The sequence below is a fragment of the Rufibacter psychrotolerans genome (assembly GCF_016924645.1).
In the GTDB taxonomy this organism is placed as follows: Bacteria; Bacteroidota; Bacteroidia; order Cytophagales; family Hymenobacteraceae; genus Nibribacter; species Nibribacter psychrotolerans.
In genome coordinates this window covers 26,920-45,042 of the sequence record NZ_JAFFJV010000002.1, presented here as the reverse complement: position 1 = coordinate 45,042, position 18,123 = coordinate 26,920, and the positions used below count along the sequence as shown (strand labels likewise).

Sequence of the window (18,123 nt, the reverse complement as noted above, 5' to 3'; positions counted from 1 at the left end):
AGGAAGGCGAAAAAAATAAAATTTATAGATTTTATGATATACGCTACCGTTTATTAAATAAATTAATATATTTAGGCAATAAAGGTATTTGTATTAGTAATAAGCGCTTGTTTATACACTTTCCAAACTATACTGGTCAAACATTATGAAAAAAAAGTTACTCTTCCTCTCTCTCTGTTTAAGTAGTCTGTTTGCTGCGGCACAGCCTTCGGTCTCCAATGGTACCGTGGCTTTTACTCCTGGCAACTTGGTGATATACCGTTTTGGAGATGAATCCACCAACAAAGCCGGTCTGTTGCCCGCCTTTATTGATGAATTCACCCCTTCAGGGGAGTTAGTAAGATCAATTCCCCTTCCTACTGTCCCCAATGGAGATAATCGCCGGTTCATGGGAGGATTGATGGGGCAGTTGAGAGGAGACCTGATCAGCTTATCTGCGGATGGCCGTTACCTGACAGTTATTGGGTTGGATGGGCCGCGTAATGGCACTGCTTATGCCAGCTATCCAAAAGTAATCGCCCGAATTTCTGGCAATGGTGAGGTGAATACCTCTACGTCTATTCCTACCGTAAGTATCGGGAACACAGGGCGGAACGTAGTCACTAAAGATGGTACCGGCTTCTATACTACAGGTGGTGCAGGTCAGGTGAGATATGTTCCGTTCGGCTTTAATGCAGGCGTGGCAGACGCTAACTTGGCCACCCCTCCTTTGGTAGGAGGAACAAATTCTGGCTTCGCCTTAAGCATCTTCAACGACAAGTTGTACTTTGCTGAGCATACTTCCGGAGCTTCCAGCAACCTGGCCGGGGTAATTGGAACCTTGGGCACAGAACTGCCCACTCCCACAGAGGACATGAACCCGGTAGCCGCATTTAATGCCCTGCCCTTGCCTAACCTAACCATGCCTAACCAGTTCGTTCTGTTAGACCGTGATGGTGACAAGGCTCCTGACTTGCTGTACGTGATTGAGATCCCCGCAGCCAACACGAATAGTGTCATTCGTAAGTATAGCTATGAAGGTGTGGATGGTGTTTTCGCTTGGCAGGATTTAGGTTCATTTTCTCACGCAAAGCTAAAGGATGGAAAAGGCATAACTGCCAGATTGTCTGGTCAAGACGCGCAGATCTTCGTAAATACTGCCCCTGCTGCCGGAAAGCCGACGATTGTCAGAATCAATGACCCTATCTACTCCATGATGGCGAATGATGCTTATACCGTGCATAATGAAGGAGATGATCCTGTTGACTTTAATACCTCAAGGCTGGTGAAGACAATATTGTATGCGTCTCTTCAATATAAATTCAACGAGGCTACAGATGGAAGTACAGTTAACTTCCGGGGAATTGCCCTTGCCCCAACCCCGTTCAGTTTGACTAGCGCTTCCAAAGAGACTGAGAAGAGCTCCTTCTCGGTTTACCTGCCTGAAAATAACCGTATGCAGCTTTCTGTACCATCAGAGGTTGCTAGCAATAATGCGCTTGTGCTGGTAAGAGACATGACGGGACGTGTATTGTTCCAGCAAGAGGTGAAATTAGCCAAAGGCGAGAACCTGCTCCAACTTCGTCCTTTCCACCTTATCAATGGGGTGTACATTGTGTCAGTAGTGACTGGTAAAGAGGTGCGTAGCCTTAAGATTGCCAAATAGCCACATTGCAAAAAAAAGATATTCTACTCATTGAAAATCCCAGGTGCAGTGCCTGGGATTTTTTTTTGTCTGGGTGGTTTGCTTCAGGAAGAATGCACACCCGCTGGATAGGCAAAGAATCGCGTATCTAAATATGGTTTTTATGAAACTAAAGCAACGATGTTTAAATGGAATATTAATTAAGCTTTAAATTTGAAAAACATATATTAAGTTTTTTGTAGTTTATAAATATAATTATTATTTTCATCCAAAATAAATAAGAGATGAAAGCAAGATTGATTCTTCTGCTGCTTTGTTGCATATCCCTGCTGACCCAGGCGGCAGTAAGCCCTAAACCAGCGGTTTTCTTTGTGGGTAGCCCGGAGAATGACTTGTATGTGCTGCTGGTGCAAGAAGGGATACCGGTGCAGAAGGTGTCTTCTCCCTTAAAGGCAATCGGGGCGGCGAAGAAGGGCGACGCGATATTTATTGTAGCGGATGGTTATCCTGCTTCAAAAACACATATAGAAACGGCTCTGTTGCAAAAAGCAAAAAAGAAGGGGGTGCGGATCTATATAGAATATGCGGCCGAAATACCAGGAGTGTCTATTGCTAGCGAGCCGCTCCATGCGGAATTGGAACGAGGCGTAGTTACTTCAGAAGTATTCGGCCAAGGGTTGAAACCCTTAAGCATTCTGGGCATGAATGATAGCTACGTGTTGCCTGCCAAGGTAGATAACCCCTTGCTGATTCTGGCCAAAGTAGTAGGGCTGGACAAAGCCGAATATGGGATTGATGATGTAGAAAAGCATCCGCTGTTGTTCCAGAAAGAGAATCTATGGGTGGCCACCACCAAACTTACCAACTTTGCCACGGGCCGCTATGGACCCAACGCCGCCTGGAAAGCTGTTTGGAGTCATATTTATGGCCAAATGACGGGGCAGCCCTCATTCAAGTTCACCCAGTGGCCGTCTTATGTGACGCCTATGTACTCCAGAACAGAGGCGCTTCCCGCTAATGCCAAGGTGAAGAGCGTGGAGAAAGGCGTTGACTGGTTCTACAACGCCCGCTTCTACATCCACCCCAGTTGGAAAGACATGTGGCTCAAGTACCAGGGTGACGGCGAGAAGCCCTTCGGCCCCGCCGTAGACCAGAAGCTGCCCAACGGGGACGGTACCTTGGGGCTGTTGGAGGGACATGCCTCCAAAATTTACCACAATGGTTCCCAACAGTACCGCTACTGGATCAGGGCAGACGTGCAGGGCGAAGCAGGCTTTGCCTTGGCAGCTGCCAGCAAATTGACCGGCTCGCCTAAATACAATGACCGGGCCACCAAAATCATTGACTATGTATTTAATAACTCCAATCTGCGCGCTGAAAGCCGAAACGATGTAAAGAGCCCCACCTATGGACTAATCGGCTGGGCAGTGACCCACCCCGGTGTGTATTACGGTGATGACAATGCCCGCGCCTTGCTGGGTATGCTGGGTGCCTCGGCCTACATGGGCACCAATAAGTGGGACAAGGAAATTGTAGAGGCCATCATGGCCAACTTCAGAACCACCGGCAGTCTGGGTTTCAGGGGGGAGCGGCAAGAAGAAGCCGATTTACAGAAACTGGGCTGGAAACACTACTGGGAACGGGACATCACGCACTATGCCCCGCACTTTGAGTCCTGGACCTGGGCCACTTACCTCTGGCTGTACAACCAGACTGGCTACAAGCCGCTTCTGGAGAAAACCAAGAACGGGATAAGAATGATGATGCAAGCTTACCCAGACAAATGGGTTTGGACCAACGGCATTCAGCAGGAACGCGCCCGCATGATTTTGCCGCTGGCCTGGCTGGTGCGCATAGAAGACACCCCGGAGCACCGCCAGTGGCTTGATCTCATGGTAGGCAAGATTCTGGAAAACCAGGTGGAGAGCGGCGCCATTCGGGAAGAGTTAGGAGCCGGTGACAAGGGCCGCTTTGGGCGTACCAAAACCAACGCCGAGTACGGTCTGCACGAGGCACCCCTCATCTATGAGAACGGTGACCCTATCGCTGACATGCTCTATACCAGCAATTTTGCATTCTTCGCCCTGAACGAGGCGGCCCACGCCACGGGGAATCCCAAATACAAGCAGGCGGTGGGTAAGCTCTCAGATTTCCTTACCAGAATCCAGGTGAAAAGTGACAAGCACAAAGACCTGGACGGTGCCTGGTTCAGGGGCTTTGAGTATGACCGCTGGGAGTACTGGGCCTCTAACGCAGACGCTGGCTGGGGGGCCTGGAACACCTTGACGGGTTGGACCCAAAGCTGGATTGTGGCCACCCAGGTATTAACCGCCCAGCAGCAGAGTTTCTGGGATTTGACCAAGAATTCCGGCGTGAAGCAGCACATGAAATCCACCACGGCGCTCATGTTTGAGCAGAAAGAATAACTACCTGTTTTTTTAAGAACTGCCCGCTATGCCGGGTTTGTTTTGGGCCTCAATTTTAGAAATGGGCCCCAAAACAGGAATCTTATTGCCTTTGAAATTCCCCTTGAACAAAAGAACACTTAGCATTAGATAGATGGAATTAGAAAAATTACGCAGTTACGCCAATCTGTACAAAGACAACCTGCTGGAAGATGTGGTGCCTTTCTGGATGAAGAACTCCCCAGACCCGGAGTTTGGGGGCTATTTCACCTGCCTTGACAGAGAAGGAAATGTGTATGATACAGATAAGTTTGTGTGGTTGCAGTGCCGGCAGGTTTGGTGTTTCTCCATGCTGTACAACCGGGTGGAGAGGCGCCAGGAGTGGCTGGACCTTGCCATACAGGGCGCCGAGTTCTTGAAAGCCTACGGCCGGGACAGTGAGGGCAACTGGTACTTCTCCCTCAGCCGCGAAGGCAAGCCCCTGGTGCAACCATACAACATCTTTTCAGACTGTTTCGCCACCATGGGTTTTGGCCAGTTGTACCAGGCCACCGGCAACAAGGAGTACGGAGAGATAGCCGTGGCTACCTTCCATAACATCCTACGCCGCCAAGATAACCCCAAAGGGAAATATGACAAGCTCTTTCCCGGCACACGGCCCATGCAAAGCTTCTCCTTGCCCATGATTCTGTCCAACTTGGTCATGGAGGTGCAGCATCTGCTCAAGCCCGAACTGGTGGAGGAGACCATTCAGAATGCCATCCATGCCGTGATGGATATTTTTTACCAGCCAGATCTGGGATTGATTCTGGAGAATGTTGACCCAGATGGTAACTTCGTGGATTCCTTTGAGGGAAGAATCACCAATCCGGGACACGGCCTGGAGTCCATGTGGTTCATCATGGACCTGGCCAAACGTTCCTCAGACCAGGCGCTTATCCAGAAAACCATTGACATCTCCTTGCAAACCCTGGAGTACAGTTGGGACCAGGAACACGGCGGTATCTTCTATTTCCTAGATGTGAAAGGCAACCCGCCGCAACAGCTGGAGTGGGATCAAAAGCTCTGGTGGGTACACGTGGAGACCATGATTACCCTGCTCAAGGGCTACCTGTACACCGGCGATCAGCGGTGCTGGGACTGGTACGAGAAAGTGCACGCCTACACCTGGGCCCATTTCCCAGACCCAGAACACGGCGAATGGTTTGGCTATCTCAACCGTGAGGGCAAGCCGCTGCTGACCCTCAAAGGCGGTAAATGGAAAGGCTGTTTCCATGTGCCGCGCGGCTTGTTCCAGTGCTGGAAAACGCTGGAGGCCATTGTAGAAAAGAAAAAAGTAGAAGCCTTACAAGAAGCATAGTTTATGGCCGTTTTACCCGCCCAACCCATTGCCGTAGAAGAAGAACTGCCCGGCACCAAGAGGTCTACCTATACCTCGGCGCTGGTCTCGCTGGCGGTGCTCTATTTCATGATGGGGTTCATCACTTGCCTCAATGACACGCTGGTGCCTTTCTTCAAGCAGGGTTTCACGCTCACGTATTCACAGTCGTCATTGGTGCAGTTCTATTTCTTCCTGACCTATGGCATCATGTCCATTCCGGCGGGCAAGGTGGTGGAGCTGGTAGGCTATAAAAAAGGCATGGTGCTGGGCTTTTCAGTGGCGGCCTTTGGGGCTTTGCTGTTCTTCCCGGCGGCGGTCATGCACCAATATTATGTGTTTCTGGCCGCGCTGTTTGTGGTGGCCATTGGCATAGTGCTGTTGCAGGTGGCGGCTAACCCGTACATCACGGCGTTGGGTCCGGCCAAGACAGCTTCTTCCCGGTTGACCTTGATCCAGGGCGTGGGTTCCATTGGGACCACAGTGGCTCCACTGTTTGGCGCGCATTTCATCTTGTCACGGCTGCAGGACGCCGGTGCCTCCAGTGATGCTGTCAAGTACCCATACATGGGCATTGCGCTGCTGTTGATTGTAATTGCCTTGGTAGTGTCACGCCTCAAGCTGCCGTCCATTAAAACCGCACAGCAGGCCATTGCCCCAGAAACCGGGAACGTCGGTATTTTCTCGTTCCGCAACCTCAAGTTTGGGGTGTGGGCCCTGTTTTTCTACGTAGGCGCCGAGGTGGCCATAGGCACGTTCCTGACCAATTACATTGCCGATACCTTAGCCGTAGCCGAGGAGCAAGCCAATACCTACGTGGCCTTTTACTGGGGCAGCATGTTGGTAGGCCGTCTGCTGGGGTCAGTGGTGTTGAAAACTGTTAGAGCTAATACCGTGCTGACCATTAGTTCCTTGGCGGCCATTGTGCTGATCCTGGTGTCGGTGCTGTCTTCGGGTAACCTGGCTGTCTGGACCATGATTGCCGTGGGCTTGTGCAACTCCATCATGTTCGCCATCATCTTCTCGCTTTCCGTGGAAGGCCTTGGTAAGTACACCACCAAGGCTTCTGGCATTTTGTCTACGGCCATTGCGGGCGGGGCCATCATCTCCTACTCGCAGGGCGTTTTGATTGACCATTATTCCTGGCTGATTTCCTTTATGCTGCCGCTGGTGTGCTACGTGTACATTCTGTTCTACGGCGTGAACGGTTACCGCGCCCGCAAAAGTGTGGTGTAGCCGGGAAGTGCCGATTTGTTTGTGACGATGACTCCCCCGCGGGAGGAAAAAATATACTATGAAACGCAGAAATTTTATTGGGCTCCTGAGCCTTAGCGGCGGTGCGCTGGCCACGGCTTCTTTGACTGGGTTACCCACCTCGGCCCTGGCCGAAGTAAAGAAAGTGACCCAACCCAACGGTAACCAGCAACTGACCGCCGATGTGGTCATTGCTGGGGCGGGCCTGGGTGGTTTTGCGGCGGCCATGGCCTCTTTGCGCAACGGCCAGACCGTTATCTTGACGGAGGAAACCGATTGGATAGGCGGACAACTCACCAGCCAGGGCGTACCACCCGATGAGCACGAATGGATTGAAACTCACGGCGGCACCAAACTGTACCGTGATTTCAGAACTGCCGTGCGTGAGTATTACAAGCGCACCTACCCCTTGACCGGCGAGGCCCGCAAACGCCCCCTGTTAAACCCCGGTGATGGCGTGGTGTCTAAATTATGCCATGAACCCCGTGTGGCCCTAGCCGTGATGAACGAGATGCTGGCTCCTTACCTGAGTGCCGGCAAACTGGCGCTGCTGCTGGAGCACCGTGTGACCGCCGCAGACGTAACCGGTTCAAAGGTAAACGCCCTTACTGCCAAAGATCTGCGCTCCGGTAAAACTAAAACGCTGGTAGCCCCCTACTTTGTAGACGCCACGGAGTTGGGTGACTTGTTGCCCCTTACCGGCACCGAGTTTGTCACCGGTACAGAGAGCAAGAAAGATACCAATGAACTGCATGCCCCCGCCAAAGGCAACCCCAAAGGGAACCAAGCCTTTACCGCCTGCTTTGCCATGGACTACGTGCCCGGCGGCAACCACGTGATTGAAAAACCGCGCGACTATGATTTCTGGATGAACCACGTGCCGGAATTAACTCCGTCTTGGCCCGGTAAATTGTTGGCATTGCATTACTCCAGCCCCTACACCCTGCAGCCAAAGGCCTTGGGCTTTCACCCAGAGAGCACTCCCACCGGTGATTTGCTGAACCTGATGAAATACCGCCGCATTATCAGCAAAGACAATTTTGCGCCTGGCGCTTATGCCGGTGACATCACTATTGTGAACTGGCCGCAGAATGACTACATGCTGGGTGATTTGGTAGGTGCTTCAGAAGAGGAATTCAACAAGCACGTTGACGGTGCCAAGCAATTGAGCCTTTCTTTGCTGTACTGGCTGCAGACTGAGGCCCCACGCCCAGACGGTGGCAAAGGATGGCCCGGACTGCGCCTGCGCAAAGACATCATGGGTACCGAGGATGGCCTGGCCAAATACCCGTACGTACGCGAAAGCCGCAGAATCAAAGCTGTCTTCACAGTGCTGGAGGAGCATGTAGGCGAGGAGCAGAGAGCCAAAGTGGCTAAGAAAGGAGAGCGTGGCCAGGCGGCCTATTTCTATGACAGCGTGGGGGTGGGCTATTACCGCATTGACCTTCACCCAACCTCAGATAAAGTCAACTACGTGGACTTTGGTTCGCTGCGGTTCCAGATTCCATTGGGCGCGCTGTTGCCGGTGCGGATGGATAACCTGTTGCCGGCCAACAAGAACATAGGTACCACGCACATTACCAACGGCTGCTACCGCCTGCACCCCGTGGAATGGAACATAGGCGAGTCAGTGGGTATGCTGGTGAAGTTTGCCTCGGCCAAAAACGTGAAACCCCGCGCCGTGCGCGAAAACAAAGCGCTGCTGGCAGAATTCCAGACTTTTATTAAGTCGCAGGGTATTGAAACGGAGTGGCCTAAGGAAGCATAGGAAGCTATGAATGGTCAAGGCCGATAGCACTTTGCCGGAGCAGTTGGCGCTTACTCTTCCAGCCTCTCCCAAAACAGCTGTTTTCCCTGCCCTTTGTTCATTAAAGAATCTTCCTCTAGGGAAAGGTTGGGTAACCAAAGACAGGTGGCAAACAGTCAATTTGCCTTGACTGAAAGTTTTTGTGCGACCATTCCTGAGGCCTTCTTTGAAGGGGAGCGGGCAATGTCAAGACAAGTGTAGCAACAGACAACAATAGCAATGAAAGAAAGGGAGAATGACACCAAGATAGTTGACTCTGCATAAGGAATCAGCTTAAGGTATCTTCTCCCAGACTCTCCCAAGCAGGCGCAGTCATATTCTTTGCAAGGCATAAGAGGGCCGAATGGTTTTGATGTTCATGACGTCCAAAGACATTTGGCCCATTATCCAACCCATGCGTTCCGGCAAGACAACCTGCACTTGTCCGTTTTAGGGCTCCATTCTTAAAATGAGGTCGAAAACAGACGAGGCACTAGAACTGCAATCCCTCTGCCCAGGCAGAAAAGCTAGAAAATCTTAACACACTTTATGAAATTAAGTACGGGCTGCTTCCTTTTATTCGCTTTTTTCCTGGTTGGGTGCGGGGCCGGAAACAATGCGGTTGCGCCAAAACATTATCCGGTGGAGACTACCCTAGAGTTGGACTCCACCATTCTGGGCGTGAGCGTGGTGGCCGAGGGCCTGAACGTGCCTTGGGATATTGTTTGGGGTTCAGACGGCCACCTGTGGGTAACCGAGCAGAGCGGCACCGTGAGCCGTATCAACGTGACCACCGGGGAGAAGAAGGTGCTCCTAAACATTAAAGAGGTATGGCGCAAGCGTACTTCGGGCCTGCTGGGCATGGCCCTGCACCCAGACCTGGAGCAGCACCCATACGTCTTCGTCAACTACACCACCAAAGTGGGGCCGGACAGTGTGATTGTCTCCAGGTTGGTGCGCTACACCTTCCAGAAAGACACGCTCGCCAATGCCAAGTTGCTTTTGCAGATAGACGGCGGTACCTCACACAACGGCTCAAGGATGGCCTTCACGCCCGACGGCAAGCTACTCTGGGCCACCGGCGATGTGCAGAAGAAAGGCTACGCGCAGGATTCCACGGTGTTGAACGGGAAGATCCTGCGGCTGAACATAGACGGCTCCATCCCCAAGGACAATCCCATTCCTAACAGCTACGTGGTGGCCTGGGGCTTCCGGAACATGCAGGGGCTGGCCGTTGCTCCCTCTGGCATGGTCTATACCTCAGAGCACGGCGAGGCCCTGGAAGACGAGGTGAACATCATCAAGCCGCTGCAAAATTACGGCTGGCCTGAGATTGAGGGCCGGCATGATACCCCAGTGGAGAAAGCCATCGCGGCCCGGCACCAGCGCACCCAGCCGCTCCGGTCCTGGACGCCCACCATCGCCCCGGCGGGGATAGACTTCTATGCCTCAGATTCTATTCCAGAGTGGACCAACTCCATTTTACTAAGCACGCTCAAGGGCAAGAGCCTGCGGGTACTGACCCTGAGCCATGACGGTACTATTGTGACCTCAGAGGAAGTTCACCTAGAAAACCAGTACGGCAGGCTGCGCGACATCTGCGTCTCACCCACCGGCGACATCTACGTCTCCACCAGCAACCGTGACTGGAACCCCTCGCCGGGTTTCCCGGTGGAAAGGGATGACCGCATCCTGCGCATCGGCAAAATCAAGACAGAGAAACGCCCCATTGGCTATGTGCGCAAACCGAAGCCCCAGCAACAGGATGCGGTGAGCGGCTCAGCCTTGTTTACGCAGCATTGCGCGGCATGCCACAAAGAAGACGGGCAGGGCGTGCCGGGCACGTTCCCACCCTTGCAGGGCGCCGAGCAGGTGACCGGCGACAAGAATCAGTTGGCTAAGATTATCCTGAAGGGGCTCTCTGGCCCTATCACGGTGAAAGGCCAGCGATATGACCAAGCCATGCCTTCCTTCGGTTTCCTGACAGACGCCGAGATTGCCAGCATTGCCACCTACGTGCGAAGCAGCTGGGGGAACGGAGCATCAGGGATAAGTGAGAATGAAATCAAATCCAACCGATAAAGATGAGCGCACCAGTTATTGAACCAACGCAAATCAAAAAGGAGACTACCCTCAAAAGGTGGCTGTATTCCTTGGGGCCAGGCATTATCACGGCCGCGCTGGTCTTTGGGCCCAGCAAAATGACCATCACCTCCAAGATGGGAGCAGATTACGGCTACTCCCTTATGTGGGTGGTGGCCGTGGCTATTTTCTTCATGGTTATTTTCACCAACATGGGCGCCCGCATAGGCACTGCCAGCAAGGTCTCGTTGCTGGCCTTGATACGGCAGCAGTGGGGCGGAGCGGTAGCCATAATTATTGGCGTGGGGGTCTTTCTGGTGACTACCTCGTTCCAGGCAGGTAACTCTATTGGCGTAGGCATTGCCATTGCTGAGGCCACTGGCACCAAGCCCGCGCTGTGGGTGATTGTGTTCAACGTGGTGGGAATAGGGCTCCTGTTTTTCAGGTCTTTCTACAAAATCCTGGAGAAACTGATGATTGCCCTGGTGGCCATCATGCTGTTCTCTTTTGTGACCACGCTGTTCATGGCTGACCCAGATGTGGCAGGGGTGGCAAAAGGCTTTGTGCCTTCTTTGCCAGATGGTTCCATTGGTTTAGTCATTGCTTTCACGGCGTCGTGCTTTTCTATAGTAGGAGCTTTTTACCAAGCCTATCTGGTGCAGGAACGCAGGAAATTACAGCCCGCAGATGCCGCCCCAGAGACTTACTCCAACAACAGTTCCGTGACCGGAATTCTGATTCTGGGCATTATGAGCGCCGTGGTGTTAATCTGCGCGGCGGCCGTCTTAAACCCGCAGGGCTTGAAAGTGACCAGCGCCTCAGAGATGGCGAAGGCCCTGGAGCCGCTCTTCGGTAATTATGCCTCTTCGCTGTTTCTGATTGGCTTGTTTGGGGCTTCTTTCTCCTCTTTGGTGGGCAATGCCTCCGTAGGCGGCACCCTGCTGGGCGATGCCCTGGGTTTTGGCAGCAACCTGAGCAACAACGTCGTGAAATACCTGATTGCCTTGGTCATGGTGGCTGGGGCCGTGATTGCCATCCTGTTTGGCAAGTTGCCGCTAGAGCTGATTGTCTTCGCACAGAGCGTTACCATCTTCCTGGTGCCATTCATTGGCGTGGCCATGTATTTCATTGCCAACAAAGCCTCTGTGATGGGCAACCTGAAGAATAACCTGGTCTCCAAGATTTTCGGGGCGCTGGGGCTTTTGCTGATTATAGGGTTGGCCATCAGCAACGCCATAGAACTATTTGGCTAGGCGGTTCCCGTTTTGGGCCTCGTTTCCAGAAAAGAGGCCCAAAAACAGGGCCAGAATTTAAAAGCATCTGAACACCCTTTACATAACATTCAGGAATGAAAGACTTACAAACCTTGGAGCAGGAACTGCTGAAACCCTCCCCTGACCTGCTGCAGGACATTGCAAAAATCAAGGGCGACATCATGCTGCTGGGCATTGGCGGCAAGATGGGCCCCAGCATGGGCAAACTGGCCAAGCAGGCCGTGGAGGCCGCCGGGCTTAACAAGAGAATCATAGGCGTTTCCAGGTTCTCAGACAAAAGCACCCGTGATGAAATTGAATCCTATGGCATTGAGACCATTGCCGCTGATTTATTGAACGAGACCGATTTGCAGAACCTGCCCGATGCGGAGAACATCCTCTACCTGGCCGGCAACAAGTTTGGGACCACGGGCAAAGAGGCTTTCACCTGGGCCATGAACGCGTACCTGCCAGGCCGAGTGGCCGAGCGCTACCGCGAGTCTAACATAGTGGCCTTCTCCACGGGCAACGTGTATCCGTTTGTGCCGGTCACCTCGGGCGGCCTGTCCGAGGAGTATCCGGCTGCGCCGGTAGGGGAGTACGGGCAGTCCTGCCTGGGTCGGGAGCGTATTTTCCAGTACTTCTCCCAGAAGAACAACACGCCTACCCTTATCTACCGCCTGAATTACGCCGTTGATTTCCGCTACGGTGTGCTGCTGGAGATTGCCAAAGCCGTGAACGAAGGCCGCGAGATTGACTTAAGAACCGGCAACGTGAACGTGATCTGGCAGGGCGACGCGAATGAAATCGCAATCCGTTCGCTGCTGCACTGTGAGTCACCGGCCAAGCTGTTAAACGTGACTGGCCCAGAGACCTTGTCAGTTCAGTGGGTGGCGGAGCAGTTCGGTAACATGTTCGGGAAGGAGCCCAGGTTCATCCATGAAGTGCAACCCACCGCGTTGCTCAGCAACGCCTCAGAGGCCCACCGCCTGTTCGGCTACCCCAAGGTGACCATCCGGGAGATATTGGACATCACCGCGCTCTGGATACAGGAAGGCGGCGACACCTTTGGCAAAGCAACCCATTTTCAGGAAAGAGAAGGCAAATTCTAATGAAACAACTACCTAACAACCTCCAAGAGTTTCTGCACCAGGGCACCGTTATTCCTGCGCACCCATTAGCTTTAAACGCCGACCGTGCCTTAGACGAACACATGCAGCGCCAGCTCACCCGCTACTATATGGCCAGTGGAGCCGGAGGCGTGGCTGTGGGCGTTCACTCTACTCAATTTGAAATACGTGACCCGGAGGTGAACTTGTATGAGACCGTGCTGCGGCTGGCCGCCGAGGAGGTGGCCAAGGCCGGCCTGGACCGCCCGTTCATCAAAGTGGCCGGAATCTGCGGGCCCACCGCCCAGGCAGAGAACGAAGCCCGGATTGCCCTGAAGCACGGCTACGACATTGGCTTGCTGAGCATGGGCGGCCTGCAGGGTTGGACCGAGGCGCAGATCCTGGACCGCGTGCGGGCCGTGGCCCAAATCATGCCGGTGTTCGGGTTTTACCTGCAACCCTCAGTGGGCGGGCGCATCTTCAGCTACGATTTCTGGTTACAGTTCGCCGAGATAGAGAACGTGATGGCTATTAAGGTCGCCTCGTTCAACCGCTACCAGACCCTGGACGTGATGCGGGCCGTGTGCCACTCCTCTCGCCGGGACCAGATTGCCATGTACACCGGTAACGACGACAACATCATCCCAGACCTGATGACCACCTACCGCTTCAGCATCAACGGACAGACAGTGGAGAAGGAGTTTGTGGGCGGCCTGCTTGGCCACTGGGCCGTCTGGACCCAGAAAGCGGTGGAGCTATTGGAGGAAATAAAGGAATACCGCCTGAATAAAACCGGTGAGGGAGCTGATGCTCTTTTGACCAAAGGCATTGAGGTGACCGATGTGAACGCCGCCCTCTTTGACCCGGCGCACGCCTTCCATGGCTGTATCCCGGGCATCCACGAGGTGCTGCGCCGTCAGGGCCTGCTGGAAGGCCGTTGGTGCCTCAATCCGCAGGAAGAATTATCTGAGGGGCAGATGGAGGAGATTGACCGCGTCTATCAAATGTATCCGCACCTGAACGACGATGCGTTTGTAAATGAGTTCTTGGCCACCGAAAATGCCCTAAGCCTATGATGCGTTCTCTGAAACCAAGTTTCCTGCTGCTCCTGTTTCTGGCCTGTTTTTCTAAAATCAGTGCCCAAACGGCCAGCGGTAAATTCACTAATTTAGGCCCACAGGTGTTCGCTTCCCTGATTCAGGGAAGTGTCTTTGCCGAAGATGCCGCCGGGAACAGTTACGCCTATACCGTAGTGAGAGGTAGGCCGGCGCACCTGATTGGATTTCGCCTGCACCCCACCAAGCAAGTGCTGGACGTGGAACTGGAAGGCACAGATGGCTCTTGGGATGTGGAAGTTTCCACAGATGGCGTTGTTTATATAGCGGCGGCTAACGGAGTTCTCTTCAAACACATGCCCGGCACCGATTCTGTAACCAGTCTGGGGAAGGTACTGCCCGGCGAGAAAGTAATCTGGGATTTAGTGGCGGGTAAAGACGGTGAAATCTTCGGGGGGACCTACCCCGGTGCACGGGTTTTCCGCTACCATCCCAAAGATGGTTTCAAAGACGTGGGTCAGGGGGCGTTGGTGAAAGACGAGAATTATGTCAGAAGCGTTACCTACCACAAAGCCACCGGCAAGATTTACGCCGGCATTGCCTCGCATTCTGCCTTGGTGGAGCTTGACCCTAAAACCGGAGCCAAGAAGCAGTTGTTAGCCGACAAAGACCGTGACCAGGAAGCCATTTACCACATCAACCTGGTGAACGGCCTCAAAGGTGGCGACCGCGTGTTCGGTTGGCTCACCGGACCTACAGAGCGGGTAACGGCCATCTACAACATCAAGACCAAAAAGTTTGAGGAGTACATGCCTACCCTTGATGTCAAATCGGTGATCAAGGCACCCAAAGGCTCTCATGTATATTATACTGCCGGAGGTAAACTTTTTGTGTTGGATTACGCTGCCAAGAAGCCGCAGCCCAAAGAATTGGCTCACCTGGGCGGCGAAACCAAAACCATCCGCTGGGGCAAAGACGGCCAACTCTATCTGCTTACGGGCAGCAAGCATTTCCATGTCTACAATCCTAAAACCGGAAAGCATATTACTGAAAAGTTGGAGGTGCCCGGGCAGCCCATTGATATCCAATCCATTGGAGTTGGGCCAGATGGGCTCATTTGGACCGGCGGTTATCTGGCAGGCGGGCACGCGACTTACAACCCAGAAACGGGAGAGAACGTGCAGTACCCCGGCCTGGACCAAACCGAAGGCATGGCCAACTTAGGCTCCAGCATCTACTTCGGTATTTACGCCAAAGCCCGGCTCTACGCCCATGACACCAAAAAGCCTTGGGATACAAAGCAAGGGAACCCAAAATTCCTGGGCCAGATAAAAGGCCAGGACCGTCCGTTTGCTGTGCTGGGGCTGGAGAAACAGAACAAGGTGTTGTTCGGCACCGTGCCGGGCTACGGCATTCTGGGTGGCGCGCTGGTAGACTATGACGTAGCCGCTGACAAGCTGGAAACTTTTGAGGGGCTTATTCCAGATCAATCCATCATCAGCCTGGTGCAGGCCGGAGAAGTTGTGCTAGGCGGAACCTCCATTTATGGCGGTCTGGGTGGCGTGCCTACCCAAAAAGAAGCCAAGATCTTTGGCTGGGACCCAGTGCAGAAAAAGAAAGTATTTGAGTTGATTCCGGTGCCGGGCGCCATGTCCGTGACCGGTCTGGCTCAAGTGCCGGGTGGAAACATCTGGGGCTTTGCTGACGGAGACTTGATTGTGTTTGACCCTACCAAGCGGGAAGTTGTTTCCAAGCATAAGTTCTTCACCATGAACAGCAATCCCACGCACATCTGGCGGAACGCGTTTCTGCAGGTGCACCCCAACGGGCTGGTGTACGTGGCGGTGAATGGCAAGCTTTACAGCGTTGACCCGGCCAACATGAAGGTCACTACCATTGAAGATAACGTTAGCTTGCTAGCCATGGACCAGAAAGGCAGGCTTTACTTCCGGCGGATGCTAGATTTATGGCGCTATGATCCAGCAACTGTGGTAGAATAGTTGCAAAAGCACGGTTTAGTAACTTTTCTGTTTTCAGCCTGCTTTTCTTAAAGTGGGCCGAAAACAGAAATCCCTTTGCTTGGAGCCCACCTGCGCTTCTCTTTACCAGAGTTCTGAGGAGGCCGAAACGCCCCCATTTCTTACCTCCAATTGAATAAATCCTTTTAGATGAAAAAGTTACTTTACAGCCTAGGTATAGCTTTTCTCTTGGTTTCCTGCAAGACAACGTCGGTGCAGGAGACTGCGCAGAAGGCCGCGCCTAAAATGGGCACGTTCACCAACCACGGCGTGCAGCTGACCTCGGCCAATCTGCAGGCTAGTTCCTTTGTGCAGGCTCCGGACGGAACCGAATTCGCTTACTCCATCGTGCGCGGCAAACCAGGCCATTTGACCGGCTACAACATGCAAACCAAGCAGGTGGTGGTAGACCTGGAAATAAAGACCGCCGAGGGCGCAATTGACATGGTGCCTTCCACAGACAATTGGCTCTATATTGGTGCGTCTAACGGGCATTTGTACCGCACCCGCCCCGGTAGCCAGGAAATGGAAGACTTGGGCGTGGCCCTTCCGGGCACCGCCGAGGTACTGAACCTGACGCCCGGCAAGGACGGCGAAATCTTCGGGGGAACCTACCCTACCGGCAAGATTTTCCGCTATCATCCCAAAGACGGTTTCACCGACGTGGCCGGACAGATTGTGGCAGGGGAGAGCTATGTGCGCAGCATGGCGTATCAGCATTCCACGGGCAAGTTGTACGCCGGTGTGGGCTCCCATGCGCATTTAATAGAGGTGGACCCCAAGGCGGGCACCAAGAAAGAGCTGCTGCCAGAAAAGTATTTCGGGCGGGAGTTTGTGTATTACCTAGGCATCGCCGAAGGCGTAGCGGGCGGTGACAGAATGCTGGGCTGGGTGACCGATGCCAAAGACCGCGAGACGCTGGTGTATAACCTGAGAACGGACAAGATTGAGCAGGTAATCCCGTCGCTGGATGCCAACACGCTTATTAAATCCAACACCACAGATGACGTGTACTATACAGCCAGCAACACGCTTTACCGGCACAACCTCACCAAAGTAGGGGAGAAACCCGTGGCCATCGCGCCCTGCGCCGAAGCCAAGCACATGCGCTGGGCCAAAGACGGCAAGCTGCACGTGATCAACCGCTACGGCGAAATCAAGAAATACGACCCCAGGACCGGTGACATCACCACGGAGAAAATTGAAGTGGCACCGCAGCCCTACGGCATCCAAACCCTGATTACCGGCCCCGACGGCCGTATCTGGTCCAGTGGATTTTTGCTGGGCGGAAACGCCGCCTTTGACCCCAAGACGCAGAAGTCTACCAGGTACCAGGGCATGGGCCAAGCCGAGGGCATGCTTGCGTTTGGCAACAACATCTATTTCGGGATCTACCCCAAGGCCAGAATCTACCACTATGACGCCGCCAAACCCTGGAACGCCAGCAAAGACAATCCGCGGCTCATTGGCAATGTGGAGGAACAGGACCGCCCCTTCGCCGCCACTGGCCTGGCAGATAAGAACAAGTTGTACTTCGGGACTATTCCTGGGTACGGCAAGTTGGGCGGTGCGCTGATTGAGTATGACGTAGCCACAGATAAACTACAGCCCTTTGCCAACGTGGTGCCGGACCAGGCCGTGGCCAGTTTGGTGTATCACAACGGATTGGTGTGGGGCGGAACCACCATCTTTGGAGGGCTTGGTGCAAAACCCACCCAAAAAGAAGGGAAAGTTTTTGCCTGGGACCCAGTGAAGAAGGAAAAAATAGCTGAATTCTCGCCGGTGCCCGGTACCCTGGCCATTACGTGCCTGGTTAACGGTCTGGATGGGAAAATCTGGGGATTCGCCGATGGTATCATCTTCGCCTTTGATCCTAAGACTCAAAAGGTGGAGAAAACCAAAAAACTGTTTCAAATCAGTGAGAATCCCACCCACATTTGGCGCCTGGGTTTTCTGGAGTTCCATCCATCGGGCCAGGTTTATGGTGCCGCGAACGGTGAATTCTTCCGCCTGGATCCTGCCACTATGGAGATTACCGTGCTTAAAAAAGGGGTGGGGCTGTTAGCCATGGACAAGAACGGTGTTCTCTATACCAGAGACTCCGAAAATCTGTGGAGTTATAGGCCATAACCTTACGGTAGCTTAATCTTCTGACATGC

General features: G+C 53.4%; 11 protein-coding genes. All 11 read left to right on the top strand.

Annotated elements, in window-relative coordinates; translation table 11 throughout:
* The first annotated feature begins 145 nt into the window (after window positions 1-145).
* The 11 genes from JT718_RS02380 (at window position 146) to JT718_RS02330 (ending at window position 18,094) form a co-directional block, all read left to right on the top strand.
* Complete coding sequence (locus JT718_RS02380) at window positions 146-1,645, top strand: T9SS type A sorting domain-containing protein (RefSeq protein WP_205500087.1); 1,500 nt, start codon at window positions 146-148, stop codon at window positions 1,643-1,645.
* 680 nt (window positions 1,646-2,325) lie between these two features.
* Window positions 2,326-4,050, top strand: coding sequence for a hypothetical protein (locus JT718_RS02375; protein ID WP_205500086.1), 1,725 nt, complete (start codon window positions 2,326-2,328; stop codon window positions 4,048-4,050).
* 133 nt (window positions 4,051-4,183) lie between these two features.
* Complete coding sequence (locus tag JT718_RS02370) at window positions 4,184-5,389, top strand: n-acyl-d-glucosamine 2-epimerase (RefSeq protein ID WP_205500085.1); 1,206 nt, start codon at window positions 4,184-4,186, stop codon at window positions 5,387-5,389.
* A 3-nt stretch (window positions 5,390-5,392) separates the two neighbouring features.
* Window positions 5,393-6,643, top strand: a complete 1,251-nt coding sequence (locus JT718_RS02365; protein WP_205500084.1) for a sugar MFS transporter — start codon at window positions 5,393-5,395, stop codon at window positions 6,641-6,643.
* A 58-nt stretch (window positions 6,644-6,701) separates the two neighbouring features.
* Window positions 6,702-8,429, top strand: coding sequence for an FAD-dependent oxidoreductase (locus tag JT718_RS02360; RefSeq protein WP_205500083.1), 1,728 nt, complete (start codon window positions 6,702-6,704; stop codon window positions 8,427-8,429).
* Between the two features lie 660 nt (window positions 8,430-9,089).
* Window positions 9,090-10,529 carry a PQQ-dependent sugar dehydrogenase gene (locus JT718_RS02355; protein ID WP_205500082.1) on the top strand — a complete coding sequence of 480 codons (1,440 nt, stop codon included), beginning with the start codon at window positions 9,090-9,092 and terminating at the stop codon, window positions 10,527-10,529.
* Between the two features lie 2 nt (window positions 10,530-10,531).
* Window positions 10,532-11,782, top strand: coding sequence for an Nramp family divalent metal transporter (locus JT718_RS02350; RefSeq protein ID WP_205500081.1), 1,251 nt, complete (start codon window positions 10,532-10,534; stop codon window positions 11,780-11,782).
* Between the two features lie 95 nt (window positions 11,783-11,877).
* Window positions 11,878-12,894 carry an NAD-dependent epimerase/dehydratase family protein gene (locus JT718_RS02345; protein WP_205500080.1) on the top strand — a complete coding sequence of 339 codons (1,017 nt, stop codon included), beginning with the start codon at window positions 11,878-11,880 and terminating at the stop codon, window positions 12,892-12,894.
* A complete protein-coding gene (locus tag JT718_RS02340; RefSeq protein ID WP_205500079.1) occupies window positions 12,894-13,967 on the top strand; it encodes a dihydrodipicolinate synthase family protein in 1,074 nt (357 codons plus the stop codon). Before JT718_RS02345 ends, JT718_RS02340 begins: the two co-directional genes overlap by 1 nt.
* On the top strand, window positions 13,964-15,946 hold the full coding sequence (locus tag JT718_RS02335; RefSeq protein ID WP_205500078.1) for a ligand-binding sensor domain-containing protein: 1,983 nt from the start codon (window positions 13,964-13,966) through the stop codon (window positions 15,944-15,946). The genes JT718_RS02340 and JT718_RS02335 overlap by 4 nt, the downstream gene beginning before the upstream one ends.
* Before the next feature lie 168 nt (window positions 15,947-16,114).
* The gene (locus JT718_RS02330) at window positions 16,115-18,094 is read left to right on the top strand and encodes an NHL repeat-containing protein (RefSeq protein WP_205500077.1); all 1,980 of its coding nucleotides are present in this window, start codon (window positions 16,115-16,117) and stop codon (window positions 18,092-18,094) included.
* Window positions 18,095-18,123: the final 29 nt, after the last annotated feature.

What these genes read in the sequence shown, in the direction of transcription:
- JT718_RS02380 (WP_205500087.1), top strand. Translation starts at nt 146, where the DNA reads ATGAAAAAAAAGTTACTCTTCCTCTCTCTCTGTTTAAGTAGTCTGTTT.
- JT718_RS02375 (WP_205500086.1), top strand. Translation starts at nt 2,326, where the DNA reads ATGAATGATAGCTACGTGTTGCCTGCCAAGGTAGATAACCCCTTGCTG.
- JT718_RS02370 (WP_205500085.1), top strand. Translation starts at nt 4,184, where the DNA reads ATGGAATTAGAAAAATTACGCAGTTACGCCAATCTGTACAAAGACAAC.
- JT718_RS02365 (WP_205500084.1), top strand. Translation starts at nt 5,393, where the DNA reads ATGGCCGTTTTACCCGCCCAACCCATTGCCGTAGAAGAAGAACTGCCC.
- JT718_RS02360 (WP_205500083.1), top strand. Translation starts at nt 6,702, where the DNA reads ATGAAACGCAGAAATTTTATTGGGCTCCTGAGCCTTAGCGGCGGTGCG.
- JT718_RS02350 (WP_205500081.1), top strand. Translation starts at nt 10,532, where the DNA reads ATGAGCGCACCAGTTATTGAACCAACGCAAATCAAAAAGGAGACTACC.
- JT718_RS02345 (WP_205500080.1), top strand. Translation starts at nt 11,878, where the DNA reads ATGAAAGACTTACAAACCTTGGAGCAGGAACTGCTGAAACCCTCCCCT.
- JT718_RS02340 (WP_205500079.1), top strand. Translation starts at nt 12,894, where the DNA reads ATGAAACAACTACCTAACAACCTCCAAGAGTTTCTGCACCAGGGCACC.
- JT718_RS02335 (WP_205500078.1), top strand. Translation starts at nt 13,964, where the DNA reads ATGATGCGTTCTCTGAAACCAAGTTTCCTGCTGCTCCTGTTTCTGGCC.
- JT718_RS02330 (WP_205500077.1), top strand. Translation starts at nt 16,115, where the DNA reads ATGAAAAAGTTACTTTACAGCCTAGGTATAGCTTTTCTCTTGGTTTCC.